Source organism: Streptomyces sp. NPDC090032 (assembly GCF_044748025.1).
Lineage (GTDB): Bacteria > Actinomycetota > Actinomycetes > Streptomycetales > Streptomycetaceae > Streptomyces.
This window is the reverse complement of the sequence record NZ_JBIVFF010000015.1, coordinates 80,842-104,700: the sequence shown is the minus strand read 5'-3', so window position 1 is coordinate 104,700 and position 23,859 is coordinate 80,842. Positions and strand designations below refer to the sequence as shown.

19 protein-coding genes are annotated in these 23,859 nt (G+C 69.8%); 14 read left to right on the top strand and 5 right to left on the bottom strand.

From position 1 onward, the window contains the following. Positions 1–21 precede the first annotated feature (21 nt). The 8 genes from ACIPWY_RS32530 (at position 22) to ACIPWY_RS32495 (ending at position 11,328) form a co-directional block, all read left to right on the top strand. Complete coding sequence (locus ACIPWY_RS32530) at positions 22–1,356, top strand: ABC transporter substrate-binding protein (protein ID WP_362907117.1); 1,335 nt, start codon at positions 22–24, stop codon at positions 1,354–1,356. Next, on the top strand, positions 1,353–2,321 hold the full coding sequence (locus tag ACIPWY_RS32525; protein ID WP_362907115.1) for a sugar ABC transporter permease: 969 nt from the start codon (positions 1,353–1,355) through the stop codon (positions 2,319–2,321). Before ACIPWY_RS32530 ends, ACIPWY_RS32525 begins: the two co-directional genes overlap by 4 nt. Continuing rightward, entirely contained in the window at positions 2,318–3,154 is an 837-nt protein-coding gene (locus tag ACIPWY_RS32520) for a carbohydrate ABC transporter permease (protein ID WP_393702176.1), read from the top strand. The genes ACIPWY_RS32525 and ACIPWY_RS32520 overlap by 4 nt, the downstream gene beginning before the upstream one ends. Before the next feature lie 6 nt (positions 3,155–3,160). Further along, entirely contained in the window at positions 3,161–3,778 is a 618-nt protein-coding gene (locus tag ACIPWY_RS32515) for a hypothetical protein (RefSeq protein WP_362907111.1), read from the top strand. A gap of 56 nt (positions 3,779–3,834) precedes the next feature. Then, the gene (locus tag ACIPWY_RS32510; RefSeq protein ID WP_393702178.1) at positions 3,835–5,649 is read left to right on the top strand and encodes a sugar-binding domain-containing protein; all 1,815 of its coding nucleotides are present in this window, start codon (positions 3,835–3,837) and stop codon (positions 5,647–5,649) included. 113 nt (positions 5,650–5,762) lie between these two features. After that, entirely contained in the window at positions 5,763–6,677 is a 915-nt protein-coding gene (locus ACIPWY_RS32505) for a LysR family transcriptional regulator (RefSeq protein WP_393702180.1), read from the top strand. A gap of 164 nt (positions 6,678–6,841) precedes the next feature. After that, positions 6,842–9,943 carry a DUF3604 domain-containing protein gene (locus ACIPWY_RS32500; RefSeq protein ID WP_393702182.1) on the top strand — a complete coding sequence of 1,034 codons (3,102 nt, stop codon included), beginning with the start codon at positions 6,842–6,844 and terminating at the stop codon, positions 9,941–9,943. A gap of 131 nt (positions 9,944–10,074) precedes the next feature. Then, entirely contained in the window at positions 10,075–11,328 is a 1,254-nt protein-coding gene (locus tag ACIPWY_RS32495; protein ID WP_393702184.1) for an amidohydrolase, read from the top strand. Positions 11,329–11,347: 19 nt separating this feature from the next. Here ACIPWY_RS32495 and ACIPWY_RS32490 read toward each other — a convergent pair whose 3' ends face one another. From ACIPWY_RS32490 to ACIPWY_RS32480, 3 genes are all read right to left on the bottom strand, one after another. After that, the gene (locus ACIPWY_RS32490; protein WP_362907102.1) at positions 11,348–11,923 is read right to left on the bottom strand and encodes a TetR family transcriptional regulator; all 576 of its coding nucleotides are present in this window, start codon (positions 11,921–11,923) and stop codon (positions 11,348–11,350) included. Further along, a complete protein-coding gene (locus tag ACIPWY_RS32485; RefSeq protein ID WP_393702187.1) occupies positions 11,920–13,350 on the bottom strand; it encodes an MFS transporter in 1,431 nt (476 codons plus the stop codon). Before ACIPWY_RS32485 ends, ACIPWY_RS32490 begins: the two co-directional genes overlap by 4 nt. Before the next feature lie 184 nt (positions 13,351–13,534). Next, the gene (locus ACIPWY_RS32480) at positions 13,535–14,521 is read right to left on the bottom strand and encodes an alpha/beta hydrolase (RefSeq protein WP_393702189.1); all 987 of its coding nucleotides are present in this window, start codon (positions 14,519–14,521) and stop codon (positions 13,535–13,537) included. 352 nt (positions 14,522–14,873) lie between these two features. Between ACIPWY_RS32480 and ACIPWY_RS32475 the strand changes: the two genes are divergently transcribed. The 3 genes from ACIPWY_RS32475 to ACIPWY_RS32465 all read left to right on the top strand — a co-directional run bounded on the left by ACIPWY_RS32475 (position 14,874) and on the right by ACIPWY_RS32465 (position 17,410). Beyond that, on the top strand, positions 14,874–15,704 hold the full coding sequence (locus tag ACIPWY_RS32475) for an ABC transporter substrate-binding protein (protein WP_393702192.1): 831 nt from the start codon (positions 14,874–14,876) through the stop codon (positions 15,702–15,704). Between the two features lie 86 nt (positions 15,705–15,790). Further along, positions 15,791–16,555: an amino acid ABC transporter permease gene (locus ACIPWY_RS32470; RefSeq protein ID WP_390016846.1), complete on the top strand. Its 765-nt coding sequence runs from the start codon at positions 15,791–15,793 to the stop codon at positions 16,553–16,555. A 54-nt stretch (positions 16,556–16,609) separates the two neighbouring features. Beyond that, on the top strand, positions 16,610–17,410 hold the full coding sequence (locus tag ACIPWY_RS32465) for an amino acid ABC transporter ATP-binding protein (RefSeq protein ID WP_393702194.1): 801 nt from the start codon (positions 16,610–16,612) through the stop codon (positions 17,408–17,410). An 82-nt stretch (positions 17,411–17,492) separates the two neighbouring features. Here ACIPWY_RS32465 and ACIPWY_RS32460 read toward each other — a convergent pair whose 3' ends face one another. Then, positions 17,493–18,080, bottom strand: coding sequence for a TetR/AcrR family transcriptional regulator (locus tag ACIPWY_RS32460; protein WP_393702196.1), 588 nt, complete (start codon positions 18,078–18,080; stop codon positions 17,493–17,495). Between the two features lie 142 nt (positions 18,081–18,222). Here ACIPWY_RS32460 and ACIPWY_RS32455 point away from each other — a divergent pair, with 142 nt between their 5' ends. Both ACIPWY_RS32455 and ACIPWY_RS32450 read left to right on the top strand, forming a co-directional pair. Continuing rightward, complete coding sequence (locus ACIPWY_RS32455; RefSeq protein ID WP_393702198.1) at positions 18,223–19,005, top strand: SDR family NAD(P)-dependent oxidoreductase; 783 nt, start codon at positions 18,223–18,225, stop codon at positions 19,003–19,005. A gap of 146 nt (positions 19,006–19,151) precedes the next feature. Beyond that, positions 19,152–20,015 carry an LLM class flavin-dependent oxidoreductase gene (locus tag ACIPWY_RS32450; protein WP_362907089.1) on the top strand — a complete coding sequence of 288 codons (864 nt, stop codon included), beginning with the start codon at positions 19,152–19,154 and terminating at the stop codon, positions 20,013–20,015. Between the two features lie 20 nt (positions 20,016–20,035). Here the strand turns inward: ACIPWY_RS32450 and ACIPWY_RS32445 are convergent, their stop codons facing one another. Continuing rightward, positions 20,036–20,503, bottom strand: a complete 468-nt coding sequence (locus tag ACIPWY_RS32445; protein ID WP_362907087.1) for an SAM-dependent methyltransferase — start codon at positions 20,501–20,503, stop codon at positions 20,036–20,038. 183 nt (positions 20,504–20,686) lie between these two features. Between ACIPWY_RS32445 and ACIPWY_RS32440 the strand changes: the two genes are divergently transcribed. Beyond that, a complete protein-coding gene (locus ACIPWY_RS32440; protein WP_393702201.1) occupies positions 20,687–23,854 on the top strand; it encodes a discoidin domain-containing protein in 3,168 nt (1,055 codons plus the stop codon). Positions 23,855–23,859: the final 5 nt, after the last annotated feature.

Sequence of the window (23,859 nt, the reverse complement as noted above, 5' to 3'; positions counted from 1 at the left end):
ACCTTTCCCTGGAAGGCCCCCATGCCCGAGCCCCGAAGCGGCCGGCGCCCACTCCCCCGCCGGGCCGTCCTCACCGCGGCCGCCGCCGGCCTCGGTACCGCGCTGACCTCCACGCTCTCCGCCTGCTCCACCGCGAGTGGCAGTACGTCCGGCGGCGTCACCCTCATGTTCTCCTGGTGGGGCAACGACGATCGTGCCGCGCGCACCGAACAGGCGGTGCGGCTCTTCGAGAAGGAACACCCCGGTGTCACCGTCCGCACGTCGAACGGGGACTTCGGCGCGTACCTGCAGAAGCTGGCCACGCAGGCCGCCGGCGGTGGCATGCCGGACGTGGTCCAGCTCGACTACCGGCAGGTGACCCAGTACGCGGGCGGGGACGCGCTGATGTCACTGGACGACGTGGTCAAGGACGGCACGATCCGCACGTCCGAGATGAGCAAGGACTTCCTGCGCACCGGGACGTACAAGGGCGGGCAGTACGCCCTTCCCATGGGCCGCGGCATCACCGGCTACGCCTATGACTCCGCCGTCTACCGGAAGGCCGACATCCCTACGCCTAGGCCCAGTTGGACCTGGCAGGACTGGGAAAGGGCCAACAGGAAGATCGTCGCTCTGGGGCTGAAGTCTCCGGATGGCCGTCCCTTCGCGGGCGCCAACGACGGCGGGACCAACGAGGACGTGTTCGAGACCTGGCTGCGCAGCCGCGGCGGAAGTCTCTACGCGAGCCAGACCGAACTCGGGTTCACCGAGGACGACCTCACCGCGTTCTGGACGTTCTGCGACCGGCTGCGCAAGGACGGCATCATCGCTCAGGCCAGGGACACGGCACAGGCCAACAGCACCGAGACGAGCCCGATGGGCCGTCACCTGGCCGCCGCCGACTTCACCTGGGACGCGCCGTTTCCCAGCTACCCGGCCCTGCTCGGCGATTCCGTCCACTTCGCACCGGTCCCCACGACCGACGGACACCAGGGCTCGTACTTCAAGCCGAGCATGCTCATCGGCATCAGCGCGGACAGCGAACACCCCAAGGAGGCAGCCCAGTTGGTCGACTTCCTCCTCAATGACGAACGGGTCGGCGACATCCTCGCCTTCTCCCGGTCCACACCGCCCAACCGCAGGATCGCCGCCCGCGTCGCCAAGACGCTCGAGGGCGCCGAGCGCGAGATCTACGAGTACGCGCAGACCATGGAGAAGTACGGCCTGGACGCTCCGCCGACCGCCCCGCCACGGGGCGATGTCGCGATCCAGACCGCGTTCACCCGCGAATACCAGCGCGTGATGTACGGCCTGGCCACACCGCGCCAGGCGGCACGCGAACTCATCGGCGAGGCCAACCGGGAGCTGAGGTCATGAGCACTGTGTCGACCAGGGCGCCCTCGCGCCCCGCCCTGGGCAAGGACCGGGTACCACCACCCCGGCGGCGCCGCCAGGTACGTGAACGGCAGTGGCCTGCCTACGTGTTCCTGTCTCCGTGGCTGATCGGCGCGGTCGTCCTGACCCTCGTGCCGATGGCTGTGTCCCTGTACCTGTCCTTCACGGACTACAACCTGTTCGACCCGCCGCACTGGGTGGGCCTGCGCAACTACACCGAGATGCTCACCGAAGACCCCCGCTACTGGCGGTCGGTCGGCACCACGATGCTGTACGTCGTCGTGGCCGTCCCGCTGAAACTGGCTCTCGCCCTCGGTGTGGCGATGCTGCTGAGGAATCTCAACCGCGGCCGGGCCTTCTACCGCTCCGCCTTCTACGCGCCGTCCCTGCTCGGGGCGAGCATGTCCATCGCCTTGGTGTGGAAGGCGCTGTTCAACGACGGCGGCACGGTCTCCGGGCTCCTCGACGCGGTCGGCATCCACGTGGGCGGCTGGGTGGGCAATCCCCACCTCGCGGTGTACGTGGTCGTCCTGCTGACGGTGTGGCAGTTCGGGGCACCCATGGTGATCTTCCTGGCCGGCCTGCAGCAGATCCCGCCCGATCTCTACGAGGCCGCGGCGCTCGACGGCGCGGGCCGCCGGCGTCAGTTCCTCTCCATCACCGTGCCGATGCTGTCCCCGGTCATCTTCTTCAACCTGGTGCTGGAGATCATCAACTCCTTCCAGGTCTTCACACCGGCCTTCGTCATCAGCGGCGGCAAGGGCGCCCCCGCCGACTCCACCATGTTCTACACGCTCTATCTGTACGAACGCGGCTTCACCGCCTCGCACATGGGCTACGCGGCGGCGATGGCCTGGATGCTGCTGATCGCCATCGCCGCGGTCACCCTGGTCCTGTTCCGGACGTCCCGGTCCTGGGTCTTCTACGCGGACGAGGAGGGACGATGAACACCGCCATGAAGCGGTGGCTGCCGCACACGGTCGCTGCCGTCTTCCTGCTCGTACTGCTGTATCCGCTGGCCTGGCTCCTCGCCACGTCGCTCAAGCCGGCCGACGAGGTGGTGACCAGCCTCGATCTGTGGCCCAGCCACCTGGAGTGGTCGAACTACACGACCGCGCTGGACGGCGTCTCGGGCATCACCGTGACTCGGCTGCTCGGCAACACCCTGCTGATCGCGGTGGGCGCCGTCGTCGGCAACGTCCTGTCCTGCTCGCTGGCCGCCTACGCCTTCGCCCGGCTGCGCTTCCGTATGAGCAAGGTGATGTTCGCCTTCATGGTGGCGACGCTGATGCTGCCGCACCACGTCGTCCTGATCCCGCAGTACATCATCTTCAACCGGCTCGGCATGGTGGACACCTACTGGCCGCTCGTCCTGCCCAAGTTCCTCGCCACCGAGGCCTTCTTCGTCTTCCTCATCGTCCAGTTCATGCGCGGCCTGCCGCGTGAGCTGGAGGAGTCCGCCCGCATCGACGGCTGCGGCGCCTTCCGCACGTACTGGTCGATCACGCTCCCAATGACCCGTCCCGCGCTGATCACCACCGCCATCTTCACGTTCATCTGGACGTGGAACGACTTCTTCACGCAGATGATCTACCTGTTCGCGCCGGAGAAGTTCACCATCACGCTCGCCCTGCGCAGCTTCGTCGACCAGTCCAGCACCTCCGCGTACGGGCCGATGTTCGCCATGTCGGTGATCTCGGTCCTGCCGATCGTGCTGTTCTTCTTCGTCTTCCAGCGCTATCTCGTGCAGGGCATGGCCACCTCCGGGCTGAAGGGCTGAGACGCCATGACCCACACGTCCACCGCGTCCCGCCGGGACAGCCGCGATCGGCGGGAGCCCGGCGAGGTCTTCGGGCCGGGCTTCTCCCTCTTCGCCGACGTGCTCCTGGTCGGCCTTCTCACCACCGCGGCCTGTCTTCCGGTCGTCACCGCACCGGCCGCGTTCGCCGCCGCGTCGGCCACCCTCCGGCAGAGCGCGGACCACGGCCTCCAGGTCAGGACCGGTGCGTACGTCGGTCACCTGCGGGCGCTCATGACGGCGCAGGGGCTGGCCGCCGGGTGCGTTCCGCCGCTGCTCGCGCTGGTCGTCCTGATCGACGCCGCCCTGCTGCGAAGTGCGCTGCCCGGCGCGGCCGTCATGTCGCCGGCGCTGGCGCTGCTCACCCTGGGGGCCACGGTCGTGGGGCTGCGCGCCACAGCGCTGGAGGCTCCGCATCGGCTCTCCGCACGCGAGGGGCTCCTCCGCTCGGCAGTCGACCCGCGCGGCTCCCTCCTGCTCGCCGGCGCCGCGCTCCTGAGCGTGGTCCTCGCCTGGTCGATTCCCCTGCTGGCGCCGCTGCTGCCCGGTCCGTTGGCGTTCGCCGCCACGGTCGTGGAGCTCCGGTCCGGCCCGGATCAGGACTGAACACGGCAGCACCCGCCTTCCCTTGTACTCCCGCACGACACCACCGGAGTTCTCGTATGCCGTATCCCCATCTTGAGGCTGCCGGTCACCCGAGGCCGCAGCTCGTCCGCCACCCCGAATGGGCGGACCTGAGCGGTCCGTGGCAGTTTTCCTACGACGACGCGGACCACGGCCGCTCCGGCCGCTGGATGGACCCGGACACCACCGAACCCTTCACCTCCACCATCACCGTGCCCTACCCACCCGAGTCCGAGGCGTCGGGCATCGGCGACACCTCCTTCCATCCGGTGCTCTGGTACCGGCGCACGATCGAGGTCACCCGTCCGGCGAAGGGCCGGCGCCTGCTGCTGCACTTCGGCGCCGTCGACCACCGGGCCGAGGTCTGGGTGAACGGTCACCTGGTAGGGCATCACGAAGGCGGCCACACCGGCTTCTCCTGCGACCTCACCGACGCGATCCACCGGGACGGGGAGCAGACCGTCGTCGTCCGGGCCGAGGACCAGCCGCTCGACGCCATGCAGCCTCGCGGCAAGCAGGACTGGCGACGGGATCCGCACGTCATCTGGTACCACCGCACCTCGGGGATCTGGCAGCCGGTGTGGCTGGAGGACGTGCCGGACGAACACATCACCGTCCTGCACTGGACTCCGGACGTCGCCCACGCCCGCGTCCGCTGCCGGATCCGGCTCAACCGGTGGCCGCAACGTCCGCTGACCGTCGCGGTCCGCCTCACGCGGGGCGATCGCGTGCTCGCCGATCAGCGCCTGCTGACCGACGGCCAGGAGACGGAGTTCGACGTCGCGGTGCCGGCCCTGCGACACGCCCAGGACCTGGACGACCTGCTCTGGAGTCCCGAGCGGCCGCATCTCGTCGATGCGGCCGTGACGCTGGGCGACGCTGCCGACGAGACCCCCGTCGACCGCGTCACGTCCTACCTCGGTCTGCGCGACATCGGCTGGGACGACGGCGTCTTCCTGCTCAACCACAAGCCGTACTTCCTGCGATTCGCGCTCCAGCAGGCCTACTGGCCCGCATCCCACCTGGCGGCGCCTTCCGACGCGTTGCGCCGCGACGCCGAACTGGCCAAGTCCATCGGCCTCAACGGGCTGCGCATCCACCAGAAGATCGAGGACCCCCGCTTCCTCTACTGGGCCGACCGGCTGGGGCTGATGCTCTGGGAGGAGATGCCGTCGGCGTACACGTTCGGCACGCGGACCGTCGAGCGGGTGGTCGGCGAATGGACCGAGGCGATCTCGCGCGACCTCAGCCACCCGTCGATCGTCGCATGGGTTCCGGTCAACGAGTCCTGGTCCGTGCCGAACCCGGCGCTCGTCCCCGCACAGCGACACTTCATGGACAGCCTCTACCACCTGACCAAGGCCCTCGACCCGTCACGCCCGGCCGTCTCCAACGACGGCTGGGAGATCTCCGCCGCCGACATCTGGGGTGTGCACGACTACACCCAGGACGCGCAGGTACTGCGTGAACGGTACGGGCACCACGCGTTGCGGCAGGGCGAGTTCGCCGAGCAGTGGCCCGGTGCCAAGCGGCTCGTCCTGGACGGCGTACGCCACCAGGGGCAGCCCGTCGTACTGAGTGAGTTCGGCGGGGCCACCTTCGAACCGGCCGAGGGTGCGGCATGGTTCGGCTACGACACGGTGAGCACGAAGGAGGACTTCGCAGAGCGCCTGGCCGGGTTGGTGGAGGCCGCGGTGGACTCGGGGCTCGCCGGGTTCTGCTTCACCCAGTTCACCGACACCGAGCAGGAGATCAACGGCCTGCTCACGGCGGACCGCCAACTGAAGCTCCCGGAGGGGGAGTTGCGGACCATCCTGACCCGAATCCGAGGCCGGTCAGGCAACGGCACATAGGTCCGCAGGCACTGCGGACCTTGACAGTCGTCCTTCGGCGATTCCATATTGTCCCGCAAGACGAAACAACTTGCGCCATCAGCAACTGCCGGACCTAGGCACCCAAGGGACATATGGAACGGCGCCAGTTGGAGTACTTCATGGCCGTCGTCGAACACGGCGGTTTCACCACAGCCGCGCGCGCCATGCATGTGGCCCAGCCGTCGCTCTCCCACGCAATTCGGGCCCTCGAACGGGAACTGGGCGGGAGCCTGTTTCATCGGCTGCCGCAGGGCGCCGCCCTCACCTCGGCCGGTGAGGCGCTTCTCGGTCCCGCGCGCCAGGTCCTGCGTGATCTGTCCACCGCGAGGTCGCTGGTCCGCGAGGTTCTCGGGCTCAGTGGCGGCAGGCTCGACATCGTCTCGCAGACGACGCTGGCCGTCGACCCGTTGGCCCTCATGCTGGGGCGCTTCCACCGGGCGCACCCGAAGGTGGGTGTGCACGTGGTGGACCCGGAACACAGTCGCGACGTCGTGCGCATGGTCGAAAGCGGCCAGTGCGAACTGGGGCTGGTGGACGAGGCGGTGGCCCTGTCGGACCTGTCCCGGCAGGAACTGCCGGAGCAGGAGATGTACGTCATCCTGCCCCCGGACCATCCGCGTCCACATCCAGATCCGCAGGCGGACACGGACACGGTGACGCTGGGCGAGCTGGCCGGGATGGATCTCGTCGTCACACCTCGGGGTACCGCCACCCGCGACATCCTGGAGGACGTGTGCGCGGACGCCGGAAGCACGCCACGGATCGTGGTGGAGACGGCGCACCGCGCGATGATCGCGCCGCTGGTGCTGGCGGGCGTCGGGGCTTCGCTGCTGCCCGCGTCGATGGCCTCGGACGCCGCGCTGCGCGGAGCCCGGATGCTGTCCACCCGGCCGCGGTTGCTACGTCGTGGGCACGTGGTGTGGCGGTCGGGCCCACTGTCCCCGGCCGCCCAGGCCTTCGTCGACATAGCCCTCGGGCAGCTTCCGCGAATCGAAACCGCTCAGTGAACAAATAGTTTCTACCAACCCCATTCATAACGCGTCTCGGCTGCCTCCGGTCCCTCGATTGACCGGGTCGGAAGGCGACTGCGAGGGTGGCTCATACCAATTCGGCAGCACCTACGTCCGAGTTGCTCCGCCGCATTGCCTGCTCTATTGGCGAGGAGAAAAGTATGGGACATTCGCACGGGCACGGCCGTTCTCACGGGAACGACCATTCTCACGGTCACGCTCTTTCCTGTGGCATCGACCACCACAGTGGCGAATACACCGATCAGCAGCGGGCCGACCTGGAACTCGTACTCGCCTTCAACCGCCGATTCGCCAAGGCAATTGACGACGGCCTGGACATCACCGAGGTCGAGAAACTCCTCGACCCGGACCCGCTGCGCTACATGTGGGTGGACGAGGGCGGCGGGCGGCTGCGGGAGTTCCTCGACACCGCGGACCAGGCACTGGCCGGCGCGGGGAAACTGCCCGGGCACCAGCGCCGGCGTGGCAGCCTCGTGCCCGGCTCCACGTCGGCGGCCCGCCCGTCGGTCGCCGCCTCCGCCGACGGAGACCTGGTCCACACCTGGATCGAGTGGCGCAAGGACGTCGGCGAGTGTGTCGTCGCCGCTCTGCAGCCGGCCGGGCGGGAGGTGGGCGAGTCCGTCACACTGTCGGGCAACCCTGGTGACTGCTTCCGCCCCACCGCGGTGTTCGACGCATCCGGCCGGGCCTGGGTGTGCTACGCCCGCGCGGAGGGCGGGAAGGTGGGTGTGTGGGCGTCCCGTCATGAAGACGGTGCGTGGAGCACACCCGAGTTGGTGAGCACCACCAGCCATCCGTCGTTCAACCAGGAGATCGTCGCGCATCCGGACGGCTCGGTCGAGGTGTGCTGGCAGGGCCGCGACGAGGGCCGGTTCGGTGTCTACACGCGGCGGTGGGCGGAAAGCCGTTGGCAGCCCGCTCAGTTGGTGAGCGACACGTCGGCGGCGAATGTGTGGGACCCGTCCGTGGCTGCCACCGGCGGGCGCACGGTGTATGCCTGGAGCGAGTACCACCAGGGCGCCTACCGCGTGGTCCTGCGCACCAGGTCGGCCGACGGGGCCCTCTCGCCGCTGCGGGCTGTCAGCTCCGGGAGTGACTACGCGCTGCACCCGAGCGTGGCGGTGACCCGCGACGGGGGCGTCTGGTGTGCGTTCGACGTCATCACCGTGCACGGGCACGGGAGTTCGGGCCCGACGAGGCTGCGCGCCGCGGAGACGCTGGGCGGCATCGCCGGCCCCTCGGGGATGCGGGAGCCCGGCGATTACGTGCCGCCGGAGCTGCTGCCCGACATCGAGGCGTCGTTCCGCGTCGTCCGCGTGGACGACGACGCGGTCCGGGACGCCACCGGCGAGCTGGCCCCCTGCCTGGACACCACACCGAGCGCGCTGCCGCGCCTCACGACGACGGCCTCCGGGGCGCTCGTGGTCGCCTACCGGTTCCACCGGCGGCTCCCCCTGATGACGTACTACTGGGAGGTCGCCACCCAGACCCTCGGCCCGGAGGGGTGGTCCGCGCCGACCACGTACGCCGGGAGCGACGGCACGCTCGAAGAGCCGGCGCTGGCCGCGGTGGGCGACACGGTCACCATCACCTGGCAGACCGACGGCCGACTGGCGCGCGGGCTCGAGTGGACCGAGGGCTTCGGAGGCCGCGAGTGCCCCTTCCTGCTGGAGCACCAGGGCGAGGTGATCTGGCACAGCGTGCACGGCGTCGGCAAGGTGGGCCAGGCGCAGATCCAGGTGCCGGCGGGTACGGCGGCGGCCGGCATCGCGCACGAGGTGGTGCACAGCGATCGGCGGTACGAGGCCAGGACGTGGGTGAGCGCCGAGCGCGACCGGTACCGCACCACGGTCGGGGACCGCGAGTACCAGCTGTACTGGGGCGACCTGCACCGGCACTCCCTGGTCAGCCGTTGCACCTCCGGGGACGAGCCGTCCCTTGAGGACTTCTACCGCTACTCGTGGGACGTGTGCGAGTACGACTTCTGGGCGGTCACCGACCACTCGGAGAACAGCAGCGACTACCAGTGGTGGAGCATCCAGAAGCTCGCCGACCTGTTCCGCATCGACGGCCGGTTCGTCCCGCTGTACGGCTTCGAGTGGACCGGGATGAGCGGCCACCAGAACGTCGTCTTCGGCGACGTGGAGCGCGGCGCACCCATCTACTCCTCCTACGCCCAGCCCACCTCCACCCCGGCCAAACTGTGGGAACTGCTCGACCAGCACCCCGACTTCCCGGCGATCACCATCCCCCACCACCCCGGGTCGGCCATGGTGCCGTTCGACTGGGACTACTACGACCCCAAGTACCTGCGGCTGTCCGAGGTGTTCCAGGCCTGCCGCGGCAACTACGAGGGCGACGGCTGCTTCCGCCAGTACTCCGACGGAACGCTGCCGGGCACCTTCGTCACCGACGGGCTGAACCGTGGGTACCGGTTCGGCCTGATCGCCTCCTCCGACCACGGGCATGGCGCCAGTTATGTGGGCGCGTACGCGGAGAACCTGGACCGTGCGTCCGTCTACGGCGCGCTCGACCAGCGCAGGGTCTTCGGCGCCTCGACCCGGGACCTCGTGGTCGACTTCCGTATCGGGGACGCCTTCATGGGATCGGAGCTCACCGCGAGCGGACCCGTGGAGATCGAGGCGTACGTCCGCGGCTACACCGACATCGCCCGCATCGACATCCTCAAGGAGGGGCAGGCCGTACACACCGTCGTGCCCGAGCAGCAGGTGCCCGAGGGATGGCTGACGGTTCCGCTGCGACTGGAGTGGGGCCTCGGCCACGCCACCGTGGCCTGGGACGGCGCTCTGCACATCGAGGACGGCGAGGTGGTCCGGACTCCGTACTGGAGCCCGGAGATCACCCGTGCCACGTCCGCGGACGTCGGATGGAGCGCGAGCACGCGGACGTTCGGGGAGCCCTACGGAGCCCAGCGCGGCGGAATCGAACTCACCCTGGTCGGACCGGCGCAGGCCCGCGTCACCGTGACCACCGCCCATGGCGACCTCACCGTCCCACTCGGCGAACTGGTCGGCCAGGTGGTCGACATGCCCGTGAGCTGCCCGGGCCGCTTCCGGATCCAGCCCGGCGTCGGGGGCCTCACCAGTATCGGCGGCACTGAGCGGCGGCTGCGGTGGACCGACACCGTCACGGCTCCCACGTGGTACTACCTGCGGGCGATCCAGGTCGACGGGGAGATGGCGTGGTCGTCCCCGATCTGGGTGGACCCGGCAGGTCGGTAGTGGTGCTGTGATCGTGCCGCGCTTCGTGATCGGTGTCCTGGCAGCACGGGCGCGTTCCTCCGGTGCCCATGCGACTCGTCTGTGTGCGGACGTACGGTACGCACACAGGTACTCGGAAAGGTCAGGTAGCCATGCCGCAGACGGTGACCGCGCAACTGCCGGAGATCCGCGATGAACTCGCCACCTTCTACCAGGATCTGCATCGGAATCCGGAGCTTTCGCTCCAGGAGACGCGCACCGCCGGTCTGCTGGCGGGGCGCTTGCGCGAGGCCGGCTTCGACGAGGTCGCCGAGGGCATCGGTGGCACCGGCGTGGTCGGCGTACTGCGCAACGGCGACGGGCCGGTGGTGATGCTCCGCGCGGACTTCGACGCGCTGCCGGTGGAGGAGAAGACCGGGCTGCCCTACGCCAGTCAGGCGCGTGGCGTGGACCACGAGGGCCGTGACGTACCGGTGATGCACGCCTGCGGTCACGACATGCACGCCGCCTGCCTGACCGGTGCCGCCATGCTGCTCGCGCAGTCGCGTGACCGGTGGCGCGGCACACTGCTCGTGGTGTTCCAGCCGGCTGAGGAACTCGCGGTCGGCGCCCGCGGGATGATCGATGACGGACTGTTCGAGCGGTTCCCCAAACCCGAGATCGTGCTGGGCCAGCACGTCGGGCCCTTGCCCGCGGGGGTCATCGGCTACGGCACGGGGCCGGTGATGGCTGCTGCCGACTCCCTCGACATCACCCTGCACGGCCGCGGCGGCCACGGCTCCCGGCCCGAGGCGTCGATCGACCCGGTCCTCATGGCGGCGAACGTGGTCACGCGGCTGCAGGGCATCGTCGCCCGGGAGGTGCCTCCGGCGGAGACCGCCGTGGTGACGGTGGGCCGCCTGCAAGCCGGCACAAAGGACAACATCATCCCCGACAAGGCCGAGTTGGGGGTCAACGTCCGTACGTTCACCCCGGCGATCCGCGACAAGGTCCGCAACGCCATCGAGCGCATCGCCACCGCGGAGTCACAGGCGAGCGGCGCGGAGCAGCCGCCGGAGTTCGCCTGGACCGGCGCCGCACCGGCCCTGGTGAGCGACCCGGCGGCGACGCAGGCGACGGTCGCCGCGTTCGCGGAGCACTTCGGGCAGCAGCGGATCATGCCGATGCCGCAGGTGAACGCGAGCGAGGACGTGGGAGTCTTCGGTGAGGTGCTCGACGTGCCGACCGTGTTCTGGTTCTGGGGCGGCCTGGACACCGAAACCGTCCTCACCGCACTCAAGGAAGACCGGCTGGACGAGCTGCCGGCCAACCACTCCCCTCACTTCGCCCCACTCGTCGAGCCCACCTTGAGCACGGGCGTCGAAGCACTTGTCGTAGCCGCCCTGGAGTGGCTCGCGGACGCGTGAGCAGTGGTCCTGCCGGCGTTCACCGATCGCCGGCGGGACCCTCGCCACCGAGTGTCTCCAACAGCACGTCGACGACCTCGTCCACCTCCGCGTCGGCGAGGTCCTCGAACGCCCCGGAGTGGCGGGCGAGCAGTACCCCGGCGACCGCCGCCACCATGACGTCGGCCCGCAGCCCCGGCCGGTCCCGGCCCTCCCGGGCGAAGCGTGCGCGCAGCGGATCGACGAGCCGGGCGTGCAGGGCCGCGCGGGTGGCGTCCTGGGCGGCCCCGTCGCTCAGCGGCTGGACGGCGACCCTCAGCAGCGGGACCGGGCCGCGCCGCTCCGCCCGCTCGGCGACGTCGCGCAGGCGGGGTTCGGTGAGCAGGTCGTCCGGGGCGCTGTCGCCGTGTTCGGCGCGCAGCACCTCCACGTACAGCAGGGGCTTGCTGCCGAAGTAGCGTGCGATCAGGGCAGGGTCGACCCCGGCCCGCTCGCCGATCTCACGGATGGTGGTGCGGTCGTAGCCGCGCTCGGAGAAGAGTTCGGTCGCCGCCTGCAGCAGCGCCTCGCGGGTACGGGCGGAGTTCCGGCGCGGGCCGGCGGTCTCCCCGTTCACGGGCGGCTGGGCTCGGGGCGCGTCCGGTCAGCCGTGGCGACCGGTGCAATGTGCCCCGCGGCGACCACGGACGGCCGCAGCCGCGTGCCCGTCCGGGTGAGTACCACGGCGAGAACGCCGGTGATCACGAAGGCGGCGCAGCCGGCGAGGCCCGCGTTGCGGTATCCGTCGTTGGCCGGCAGTGCGGCGCCGGGGTCGGTGGCGGCCTGCAGGATGACCGCGCTCAGCGCGCTGCCGGTCGAGTACCCGATGTACTTCATGACCTGATTGAAACTCATCGCGCTGCCCGTCTCCTGTGCGGGCACCCCGCCGACGATCAGGCCGGGCGTGACCGCGAAGGTGACGCCCACTCCGAGTCCGGCGAGCGCCATCATCGTGCCGATGCCCCAGAGGCTGGAGCGGGCGAGCAGGAAGCAGACCAGGCCCGCGAGGGAGAGCAGGCAGCCCAGCGGCAGCATGCGGGCAGGCGTCGCCGCCGTGCCCAGCATCCGCACGAGGCGGCCGGTGACGAGGCTGGCCGCGGAGAACGGCACGAGCAGCAGGCCGGTGACGACGATCGACGAGCCGAAGCCGTACCCCGCGGACTCGGGCGTCTGGACGTAGCGGGTGACCAGGGCGATCAGCAGGTAGGTGCCGACACCGCCGACCATGGTGGTCAGGTTCGCGACGAGGACGCCACGGTCCTTGATGAGCCGTACGCGCACCAGCGGATGCGTGGAATGCATCGAGTGCAGCACCCACCCGGCGAGCAGGACGACGGCCGCGACGGCGAGCGCGAGGAGCCGCGCGGATCCCCAGCCCCAGCGCTCCCCCTCGGCCAGCGTCACCAGCAGGGCCGCCATTCCGCCGGCGAGCAGCAGCGCCCCGGGAAAGTCCATCGGAGTGCTGGGGCGGCTCGGCGCCGCGGGCACGACGATCACGGCGGCGGCGAACGCGGCGGCGGCCGTGGCGGCCGCGAACCAGAATCCGGCGTACATGCCGAGGTACTGGGCGAACAGGCCGGTGATCGGATAGCCGAGGCCGATGCCCGCGGCGGTGGTCAGGGAGAGGGTCGCCACCGCCGACCGTGCCCGCTCGGGAGGGAGTGCGTCACGGGCGGTGGCGATGGCGAGCGGGACGAGGCCCATGCCGACGCCCTGCAGCGCCCGCCCCGCGAGGAGGCAGGTGAGGCCGAGGGGCAGGGCCGCCAGGAGACTACCCACCAGGACCACGGCCAGGCCGGTGAGGATCACGTTCTTGCGGTGCGGGCCGTCGCCGAGGCGTCCCATGACCGGTGTGGCGATGGCTCCGACCAGCATCGTCAGCGTCAGCGCCCACTGGGCGGTGGAGACGGCGACGTGGTCCTCGGCCGCGATCGTAGGGATGAGCGGAGCGCCGAGGCTGCTGACCACGGCGACGAGCATCCCGAGCGAGACGAGGACGGGCACGAGGGCCCGTGGGTGACGAAGTGCCGGTGTCGGTACCGATGCGACGGAGGTACGCGCGGACGCCGGTATGGAGGGCTGCAAGGGAGAGTCACCGTTCTTGTCATCAGTCGATGTCATTGAATGATGACACGGTTCGGAACCCGCTCACGTCCGCCTCCGCCCAGGGACCGGCTCGCGCATCGCTTCAGCGCGGGACCCGCAACGCCCCCAGCAGCATCGGCAGCGAGGCGTGCAGCTCTCGCTCCCAGTACGGCCAGCTGTGGGTCCCCGGCCCGTAGAAGTTGGTGGTCACGTGCCGGGCGCCCACCTTGTCGAGCGCGGCTGCCAGGGCGTGGTTCTGCCGGTCGAAGTCGGCTTCGAGGGCGTTCGTGGCGCCCGGCGGGTCGAGGGGACCGGCGGTGCCGTCACCGCACGACAGGTACACGGGGATCGCCTTGAGGCGCTCGGCCAGGTAGTACGGGTCATGGGCCGCCCAGATGTCCCGCTGCGCCACGGGGTCGCCCCACACCCGGCGCGGGTCGCCGCCCTGGCCCGCGAAGAATCCCATGATGCGGTCCACCGACTCGTCGTTCAGCAACGGGTGCACGGATCCGGAGTACGCCGCCGTCGCCTTGAACATGCCCGGGTGGCGGGCCGCGTACATCAGCGCGCCCTGCCCTCCCATGGACAGTCCGGCGACCACGCGACGCGGGCCTGCCCCCCAGTCGTGTTCGAGGAGCCGGCGCAACTCCTGGGTGTGGAACGTCTCCCAGGCGGGGTCGCCGCCCTGCCCGTCGTTCCACCAGTCGCTGTACCAGCCGTTCCAGCCGGCCTCCGGCATGACCACGAGTACATCGCGAAGGCTGTCGACGCGTGCGACGTCGGTCCGGCTCGTCCACGACGTGTAGTCGCCGCAGCATCCGTGCAGCAGCCAGAGGGTCGGCCAGTGCCGGCGGCGGTCGTCCGGGTTCCAGCCGTCGGGCGTGAGCAGCCGGACATTGATGGTCCGGCCGCCGAGAGCCGGGGAGCGTACGGACAGATCCACCTGCCGGTCGGCGACCTGCGTGACCGCGACGACCTCGGCTCCCCTCGCGGGGGCGGCGGCCACGGACGGTGCGTTCGGTGTCAGGGTCAGGAGCAGCACGGCGAGGACGGACAACACCGCGCCCACGCGGAACAGTCTGCTGTTCACGTACTCCCCCCAGGACGAAGAACGGCCTTCCCGTAACGGTGCTTGTGGTCGAGACCACCCGTCAAGACATGTGCACGTCATCCCTGCGGCCCCCGGCCGACGAGAGAGTCGCACCCGGTCCGCGTCACCCAAGATCGAAAATGTGAAGGCTTCCAGAGTGGCTGGTGACAGGCCTGGACTTTCGTGTTCGCGCTGATGCAGGGTGTGCCCACCGCAGTCGGCGCTCCGTTCGGGCCTGTCCCCCGTGGCCCGTGGTCATGGCTGCGCGGGCACCCGCAGGTGCCCGTCCCACACCAGTTCAACTTCTCCCCGTACAACGGAAGTTGTGTTCCCGATACCCAAGAGGAGTCCAGTGAGCCTCAGCGGAAGACTCGTCCGCCGTTCTTCCCCGCTCGTGCTCGCCGCCGCGCTCGCTCTGTCTGCCACTGCCTGCAGCAGCGAACAGGCCACCACGACGGCCGGCGGCGTAAAGCTGGTGAAATCAGGCCAGTTGACGACCTGCACGCATCTCCCGTATGCGCCGTTCCAGTCGGAGAAGGGCAAGAAGATCGTCGGCTTCGACGTCGCCCTCATCGACCTGGTCGCCGACGACCTCGGCCTGAAGCAGCAGATCGTGGACAAGTCGTTCGAGACGATCAAGACGGGCGCGGACCTCAACGCGGGGGTCTGCGATCTGGCCGCCGCGGGCATGACGATCACCCCGGAGCGCAAGCAGCACCTCGACTTCTCGGTCCCCTACTTCGACGCCAACCAGGCCTTGTTGGCCCGTAAGGGCGTGAAGGCGAAGTCACTCGAAGCGATCAAGAGCGGCAAGATCAAGCTGGGATCGCAGTCGGCCACCACCGGCGAGGACACCGCGCATGCCGGCGGCATCGACTCCAAGTCGTTCGAAAGCTCGGACGCCGAGCTGAACGGCCTGCGCACCGGCCAGGTGGACGTCGTGATCCAGGACTACCCGGTGGTCCAGAACTGGCTCAAGGACCCCGCCAACGCAGCGAAGTTCACCGTCACGGGCACCGTTCAGACGGGTGAGAAGTACGGCTTCGCCGTGCGCAAGGGGGGCAACCCCAAACTCCTCGCCGCCATCGACAAGGCCATCAAGAAGGCCAAGCAGGACGGCACGTACAAGAAGCTGTACGAGAAGTGGATCGGCCCGATGCCCGCGGAGGCCGCGTCCAAGTGACCTCCTCGCACACACCTGTTGCCGGGAAGGCCCCGGCGGCCCCGGCCGCCGCGCGCACCCGCCTCTCCCCGCGGCGGCGACGCAGCCTGCTCCGCGGTGCGCAGTATGTCGTCCTGGCCGGTGCGGTGGTCGCTGTAGCGGTCCTGGCCGACTGGCACCAGTTGCAGCAGCAGTTCCTCCAACTGTCCGTGGCCAAGCGGATGTTCCCGGACCTGCTGACCGTGGCGCTGGCCAACACGGTGGCGTACACCCTGTCGGGGTTCGGCGTGGGACTCGTGCTCGGGGTGATCATCGCCCTCATGCGGCTCTCCTCGGTGGCCCCCTACCGGTGGCTCGCCTCGCTGTACATCGAGGTGTTCCGCGGGCTGCCCGCTCTGCTGATCTTCATCTTCATCGGGGTCGGTGTCCCCCTGGCGTTCCCCGGCCTCGCGATCCCCGGCGGCGCGTACGGGCAGGTCGCCGTGGCCCTCGGCCTCGTCGCCGCCGCGTACATGGCGGAGACCATCAGGGCCGGCATCCAGGCCGTGCCCCGCGGCCAGATGGAGGCAGCGCGAACGCTCGGCATGTCCCACGTGAGGGCCATGTGGTCGATCGTCATCCCCCAGGCCTTCCGCATCATCGTGCCGCCACTCACCAACGAACTCGTCCTTCTCTTCAAGGACTCGTCACTGGTGCTGTTCCTGGGCGTCTCCCTGCAGACCCGCGAACTGACCAAGTTCGGACGGGACTTGGCCGGCGAGACCGCCAACACCACGCCGATCTTCGTGGCCGGTCTCTGCTACCTCCTGATCACCGTCCCCCTCGGTTACGTGGTGCGCCGCCTGGAGGCGGGCCATGCGAAGGCGCGGTGAACGATGAGCGCCAGCGAGCCCTCCGGCACCATGAGAGAACACAAGGGGACGGGCATGACGAACGCCACCACCGCCGCGGACACGCCCACTCCCGCGCCCACACGGGCGATCGAGATCCGCGCGCTCCACAAGTCCTTCGGTGACCTTCACGTCCTGCGCGGCATCGACTTCGCTGTCGACACCGGCGAAGTGGTGTGCGTCATCGGCCCGTCCGGGTCGGGCAAGTCGACGTTGCTGCGCTGCACCAACCTCCTCGAACAGCCCACCCAGGGCCACGTCCTCATCGCCGGAACCGACCTCACCGACCCCGATGTGGACATCGACCGGCTACGTCGCCGTATCGGCATGGTCTTCCAGCAGTTCAACCTCTTCGCGCACTTGAGTGTGCTGGCCAACCTGACGATCGCCCAGCGTCGCGTGCTGGGCCGAGGCAAGGGCGAAGCGGTCCAGGTGGCCCGGCAGAATCTGGCCCGCGTCGGACTCGCGGACAAGGAGGACAGCTACCCCGCGCAGCTGTCGGGCGGCCAGCAGCAGCGGGTGGCCATCGCGCGCGCCCTGTCGATGGGCCCCGAGCTGATGCTGTTCGACGAGCCCACCAGCGCCCTCGACCCCGAACTGGTCGGGGACGTCCTCGCCGTCATGCGCGGTCTCGCGGACGACGGGATGACGATGATGGTCGTGACCCACGAGATGGCTTTCGCCCGCGAAGTCGCCGACCGCGTCGTCTTCATGGACGACGGCGTGATCGTCGAACAGGGACGCCCCGACGACGTCCTCGGCAACCCCGAACACCCTCGCACCCGGGAGTTCCTCGCCCGAGTCCTGCGACCTGCGGACACCGCCACAAAGCCCTGACGGAGTACGGAACTTCCAGACGGCCCGACGACCCGACGGCCTCACTGCCTGGCGGGCCGTGCCGGGCACACGGGGACCGGGGTCAGCCAGAGGCCCGCTTGCCGACGCCGTACAGCAGAGTGTCGACGACGCGCGTGGCAAGGGCGTCCACGGCGGCGTCGGTGTCCGGCGCCTCGGCCGCGGCCTCGTGGATGAGGGCGTAGTAGACGCGCCGCACCCAGTCCAGATCCGTGTCGGAGGCGAGGAGGCCCGCGTCGCGGGCGCGCGCGAACAGCCCCTCGCACCGGGCCAGGACCTCTCCGTACACGCGCGCGGCCTCGGGGGCGTCGGCGGGGACGGCACCCATGGCGAAGCCCCAACCGATCTTCACGCGGAGCACGTTCGCAGTGACCTGGTAGAGGGCGATCGAGGGTGGGGCCGTATCCGGCCGGGCGGCTTCAACAGCTTCGTAGAACCGCTGCGACGCCCATGTGGCCAGGGCTGTGATCAGCGCGTCCCGCGAGGCGAACCGCCGGTGAACGGTGGTCCGCGCGACGCCGGCGGCCTCGGCGATCTGCTCCATCGTCGCCGCCGGATTCACCGACAGCACCCGCTCGGCCGCCTCAAGGATCGCGCGTACGGTCCGCTCGGCGTCGGCACGCAGCGGCTTGGCAGAGGCGGGCAGCGCCATGGAGTGCCGATCCTTCCGGGTCTGTGGGATGACCTCACGAGAATACGACGGTGTGTCGACTCGCGGACAACTTGCAACATCGGTGATGCATGTTTAAAGTTATCTGCGCCATCAAAGACGCAGCTATCTACGGAGGTACACCATGGACCTGCAGTTGAACGGCAAGGCTGCACTGGTCACGGGCGCGAGCCGGGGTATCGGGCTGGCCGTCGTTCGAGCCTTGGTCGCCGAAGGTGTCCGCGTCGTCGCAACCGCGCGCAATCCCACACAGGAACTGGAGTCGACCGGCGCCACACCCGTCGCGGTGGACCTGTCCGAGCCCTCGTCAGCCGAGCGCCTGGTCACCGAGGCTGTGACCGAACTGGGCGGGCTCGACATCCTGGTCAACAACGTCGGCGGTGGTGACGGGGGCATGAGCGGCGGCTTCCTCGACACGACCGACGCGCAGTGGACAGAGGTGGTGGACCTGAACTTCTTCGCCACCGTCCGCGTCACCCGCGCCGCCCTGCCCGCTCTGCTGGCCGCCCACGGCGCCATCGTCAACGTGTCCTCGCTCGGCGCCCGTGTCCCGAGCAGCGGACCGATCGCCTACACCACCGCCAAGGCCGCGCTCACCGCCTTCGGCAAGGCCCTCGCCGAAGAATTCGGCCCAGGCGGTGTCCGGGTGAACACCGTCTCCCCAGGGCCGGTCCGAACCGCCATCTGGGAAAGCCCCACCGGCTACGGAGCGGAGCTCGCGGCATCCATGGGCATCCCACAGACCGAACTCCTGGCCGCACTGCCCTCAGCGACGGGCATGCTCATCGACCGGCTCATCGAACCGGACGAGGTCGCAACGCTCGTCACCTACCTCACCTCACCACTCGCCGCCGCAACCACGGGCACCGACCACCTGATCGACGGTGGAGCCGTCAAGACCGCCTGACAAGGCATGACTCACCGTAATGCCCAAGCACCGGTTCCTCGACCCCGGACGACGGCGCCGTAACCTTCCCCATCGGCAGTGCGCATCGGCGGGAACTGCCGTGAAACCGTCTGGATCCGGACCCGATCGCACCGCATCCTGCTGGGATGCGCTTCTCCGTCAACATCCCCAATTTCGGCGACTTCGCCGACCCACGTAACGTCGCGACCGTAGCGGCCGCGGCCGAACAGGCAGGCTGGGACGGGCTCTTCGTCTGGGATCACGTACTGCACCGAAAGCACCAGGGACGCCCCTTCGGGGACCCCTGGATGCTGCTCACCGCCGCCGCGCTGGCGACCTCGCGGATCCGACTGGGGCCCCTGCTGACTCCGGTCCCCCGCTACCGCCCTCAGCAACTCGCCCGCCAGGTGGCCACCTTGGACCAGCTCAGCGGCGGCAGGGTGATCTTCGCTGCGGGTCTGGGCGGTCCGGTCGAGGACGAGTACCGCAGTTTCGGCGACACTGCCGAGCCGCGTGTCCTCGCCGAGCGGCTGGACGAGGGGCTGGAGCTGTTGGGTCGCTTGTGGTCCGGCGAGCCGACGGACCACCACGGCCGACACTACGAGGTCCGGGACGTGACGATGCTTCCCGCCACCGTGCAGCGGCCCGGGCCCCCGGTGTGGATCGGCGGATTCTGGCCACGCCGTGCACCCATGCGGCGGGCAGCCCGGTGGGACGGCGCCGTGCCGCTCTTCGAGACGGCCCGCCACGGGTACGTGCCGGACGCGGCGGAGGTACGGGAACTGATCGGCTACGTGCGCAAGCAGCGTACGGGCGAGAACGAGCGCCCCTTCGAGTTCGTGCTCGGCGGTGCCACACCCCCGGACATGGCGAAAGCCAAGGACGTGATCGGGCCCCTGCGCGACGCCGGCGCCACCTGGTGGGACGAACGACAGATCGAGACCGGCCCCGACCTCGATCGCCTGCCTCCGGTTCTACGCCGCATCGAGGCGGGGCCGCCGGCGCTCTGAAGCATCGTCACCTCTGCCGTCTACGGCTGGAAGTAATCCGACATCAGGCGGCTGACCCATTCCGGCTGCCTGATGTCCACCGCGCGGAACTCCTCCATCGTCGGCTTCAGGTCGATGACCGGGGTGCCCGAGACCGCGTCGAGGCCCACCACCGTCAGTTCGCGGCCGCGGACGGACTCGATGGCGCAGCTCGTCACCCCGATGCGGTTCGGTCTGCGGGGGCCGCGGCCCGCGAAGACGCCGACGGGCGGGAGGTCGGAGCGGCCGCGGTTGGGGCGGGGTTCGCGGTAGTCGTCGTGTTCCGGGAACTGGTCGAAGATGAAGAGGACCTCCACATGGGAGAAGCCCTCCAGACCCTGCAGACACGCCTCACCGAAGCGCTCGTCGATGGTGATGGTGCTGCGGACGGCACCCCAGTTGTCCGTGTGCTGGACGTCCGTCCGGTTGTTCCGGACCGTGCCTATCGGTGTGACCTCGAAGCTTGGCATGGCAATGTTCTATCTCTTTGGCCGGCGTCGCGACCAGGTACTCCGGACCACCGCGGCCGGGCCGATACCGCGGGCCTCCACGATCACCAGCGGCTTCGCACCCATTGACGGTCCGCCCGACAGATCGAAGAATGGGCGCCACCGCACGCTTGACAACGTTGTCTTGTGAGAGAGGTCCCGCATATGTCGCACCAACCCCCGCAGGTCGACCGCCGGAGATTCCTGCAACTCCTCGGCTTGTCGGGCGCCCTGGCCACCCTGCCCACCGTCGTCGGCGCGAACTCCGCTCAGGCACTGGGCAGTTCCGCCGGTCCTGCCGATTCCGCCGGTTCCGCCTCTTCCTCTTCCCCGGACGAGACAGCAGCCACGTACCACCGCGTTCTGCTCCAGCACACTCACTGGTCCGAGACCCAGTGGGACGAGGCGCGCGGGTACTACACGGACAAGGACTTCGGTTTCGCCGTCGTTCTCGGTCACGCGGTGCTGCTCACGCACGGCACGTACGACAGTGAGTCGGCCGGTGTCGACCGGGACACTCTCAAGGCACGCACACTCGCCACGATCAAGCACTTCGCGGCGTCGAACCGGCTCACGGGCGGGACCCAGTGGGGCCGCAAGCTGTTCTTCGACACCACCTTCCAGTCGTACTTCATCCTTGCCGCGCGCCTGCTCTGGGACGACCTCGACAGCGCGACGCGCGCGAACGTCGACACCATCATTCGTGAACAGGCCGCCTACACAACGAAGTTGGGCACCGGCGACGACCCGGACTCGGGCGACTGGACGCCGAACGGCCTGCGGGGCGGCTACGTCGGCGACACGAAGCTGGAGGAGATGGGCCTGTACGCGCAGACCCTCGCACCCGCTCTCGCGTGGGCGCCTGACGATGCGCGCCGACCCGACTGGGAGTCCGCCTACGGCACCTGGTCGCGCAACGAAGCGGGGCTTCCCCCGGCCGACCTGGCCAATCCGGCACTCGTCGACGGCGTCGCCGTCTCGGGCAACACCGCCCGGAACCTGTACGACACGTTCATCGTCGAGAACCACGGCTCCTTCGGCCCGCACTACCAGGAGGAGCTGTGGCGCACCTCGGGCCGCAACGCGGCGCACTTCCTGGCCGCCGGGCAGCCCTTGCCGCAGGTCCTGACCGCGCAGCCCAACGCTCAGCCGCTGTGGCGCACGTTGCTGGGGGTGATGAGTGACGCCGGTGAGCCGCTGATGCCGATGGTGAACGACCGTGAGCATCTGTACGGCAGGGACGTGATCCCGCTCGCGTTCCTGGCGCAGGTGACGGGAGACCGGGCGGCGGCACGGGCCGAACAGGCACTGGCCGAGCGGCTGGAGGCGTACCAGAAGTATCCGCCTCAGTACCGCCTGGCGAAGTTCTCCGGTGAGCCGAAATATGAGCCGGAGGCCCGGGCCGAGGTGGCCATCAGCTATCTGCTGCACGTGTGGGCCGCTACGAACGGCCACCGGGTCCACCCGCTGTCCGAGGACGAACTCTTCGCCCAGGCGTCGGGAGTCGCGGACTTCGGCACGGGACCGGGGCTGGTCTCGCACCAGACGCGGGCCGCGTGGGCGGGAGCCGTCAGCAAGGCGGGTTTTGTGAAGTTCGCCTGGCAACCGGGCCACGACGACTGGCTGTTCAAGCTCAGCGGCGGTACGCCGATGTTCCTGCCCGCGACGACGGGCGAGGTCGGGCAGCGCACGGTCCGGCTGTACACGTCCCTGCGCGACGGCTTCGACGGCAGCGCCACCGTGCTGCGTCTGGACACCGGCTACGCGGGCTTCACGACACTTCCGACGGGTGCCGTCGCCTACGCGACGACCGGAACAGCCGCCGGGGAAGGGCACCTTGAGGTGCACAACCTCACCATGCCGGGGGTGGCCGGCCTCGACGGCTCGCGCGCCTACCGCTTCGAGGAGGGTGAGGTCTCCGTCCGCGCGCAGGATGCGGATACGTCGACCGTGGCAGCGGCGCGCGTCGACGAAGTGGGCTTCTCTCGCACCACCGCACGGCACATTCGGATGCTCGGCGTGCGGCCCGACCCGACGTACGGGTACTCGCTGTACGCGTTCGAGGTGCGCGACGGGGCGGACGGTTCCGACCTCGCGCGCGGCGGGACGGCCACCACGTCCTCGTACGATCCGGGCAAGGGCCCGGAGCTGGCCCTCGACGGCGACCCGGCGACTCGGTGGGCGGTCGCGAAGGCCGAACGCCCGCGCACCGACAGCTGGTTGGCGTTGGATCTGGGTGCCGCGCACGAGGTCGACCGCGTCACGCTGCGCTGGGAGGCGGCGGCCGGGCGTGCCTACCGTATCCAGGGCTCGGCCGATGGCCAACACTGGGAGGACCTGGCGGTCTGGCCGGTTCCCGAGGTGAGCAGCCGCGGCGGCTGGCTCGACATCGACGGGCGGGCCGGGCTTGTCGTGCGCGGTTCGGACCGTCCGATCGCGGTGTACGGCGACACGATCCTGGCGGCCGACGGCCCGGCGGCGCCCGTCGTGGTCGAGGGGTATCCAGGCGCGACAGCCGGCACGCTGCGCGCGCTCGCGCGGAAGGCCTCGCCCGTGGCTGGGAACGAGGTGATCCAGGTCGCGTTCACGGACGAGTATCTGAGCGTGTTCAACCTGTCGGGTGACACGGTCACCACGACGGTGGAGGTTCCGCAGTCAGGTGCCCGTCGTGTGGTGTTCCAGGGAGACCAGACCCTGACCGACGACGGAACCACTCATCAGGTCGAACTCCGGGCGGCCGAAGCCCTATTGCTGGCGCCCCGGTTCGCACTGTCGCCTCCGGCGGGCGCGGGCCGGCTGCCCACTGGACTGCGGGTGCGGGTCATGGACGGTGCCACCGTGCGGCTGTCCGGCGCCGCCTGCCGCGTCCGGGTGGAGGGACAGCATCGCAGCGAGGTCGCCGTCGTGTCGCATGGCCGTGAAACGACCGTCCGTCTCCATGGCGCGACCGCCTTCCCCCTCGACGACATCGCGCTCGGTCGCACCGTGTTCCCCACCAGCCCGCTCCCCGCGGGCATGTCGGACCCGGCTGCCGCGGTGGACGGCGATCCGGCGACGTCGTGGCGGCCCGGCCCCGACGGGCGCATGGTCGTCGATCTGGGCGCGCGACTGCCGGTGCGCACGGTCGAGGTGGCCTGGACGGTCGCCGGTGCGCCCGCTCTCGCAGCGGAGGTCAGCGACGACGGTGTCGATTACCGAAGTACGGGCCGGGTCGACGGGCGCGGCCGCAACCGGAAGCTCGCCCTCGACACGTCGGCGCGGTACGTCGCCGTGCAGGTCGACGGACAACTGCCCGCCGACGCCCGGATCGCACGGCTCTCCGTGCGAAGCTGAGCCCG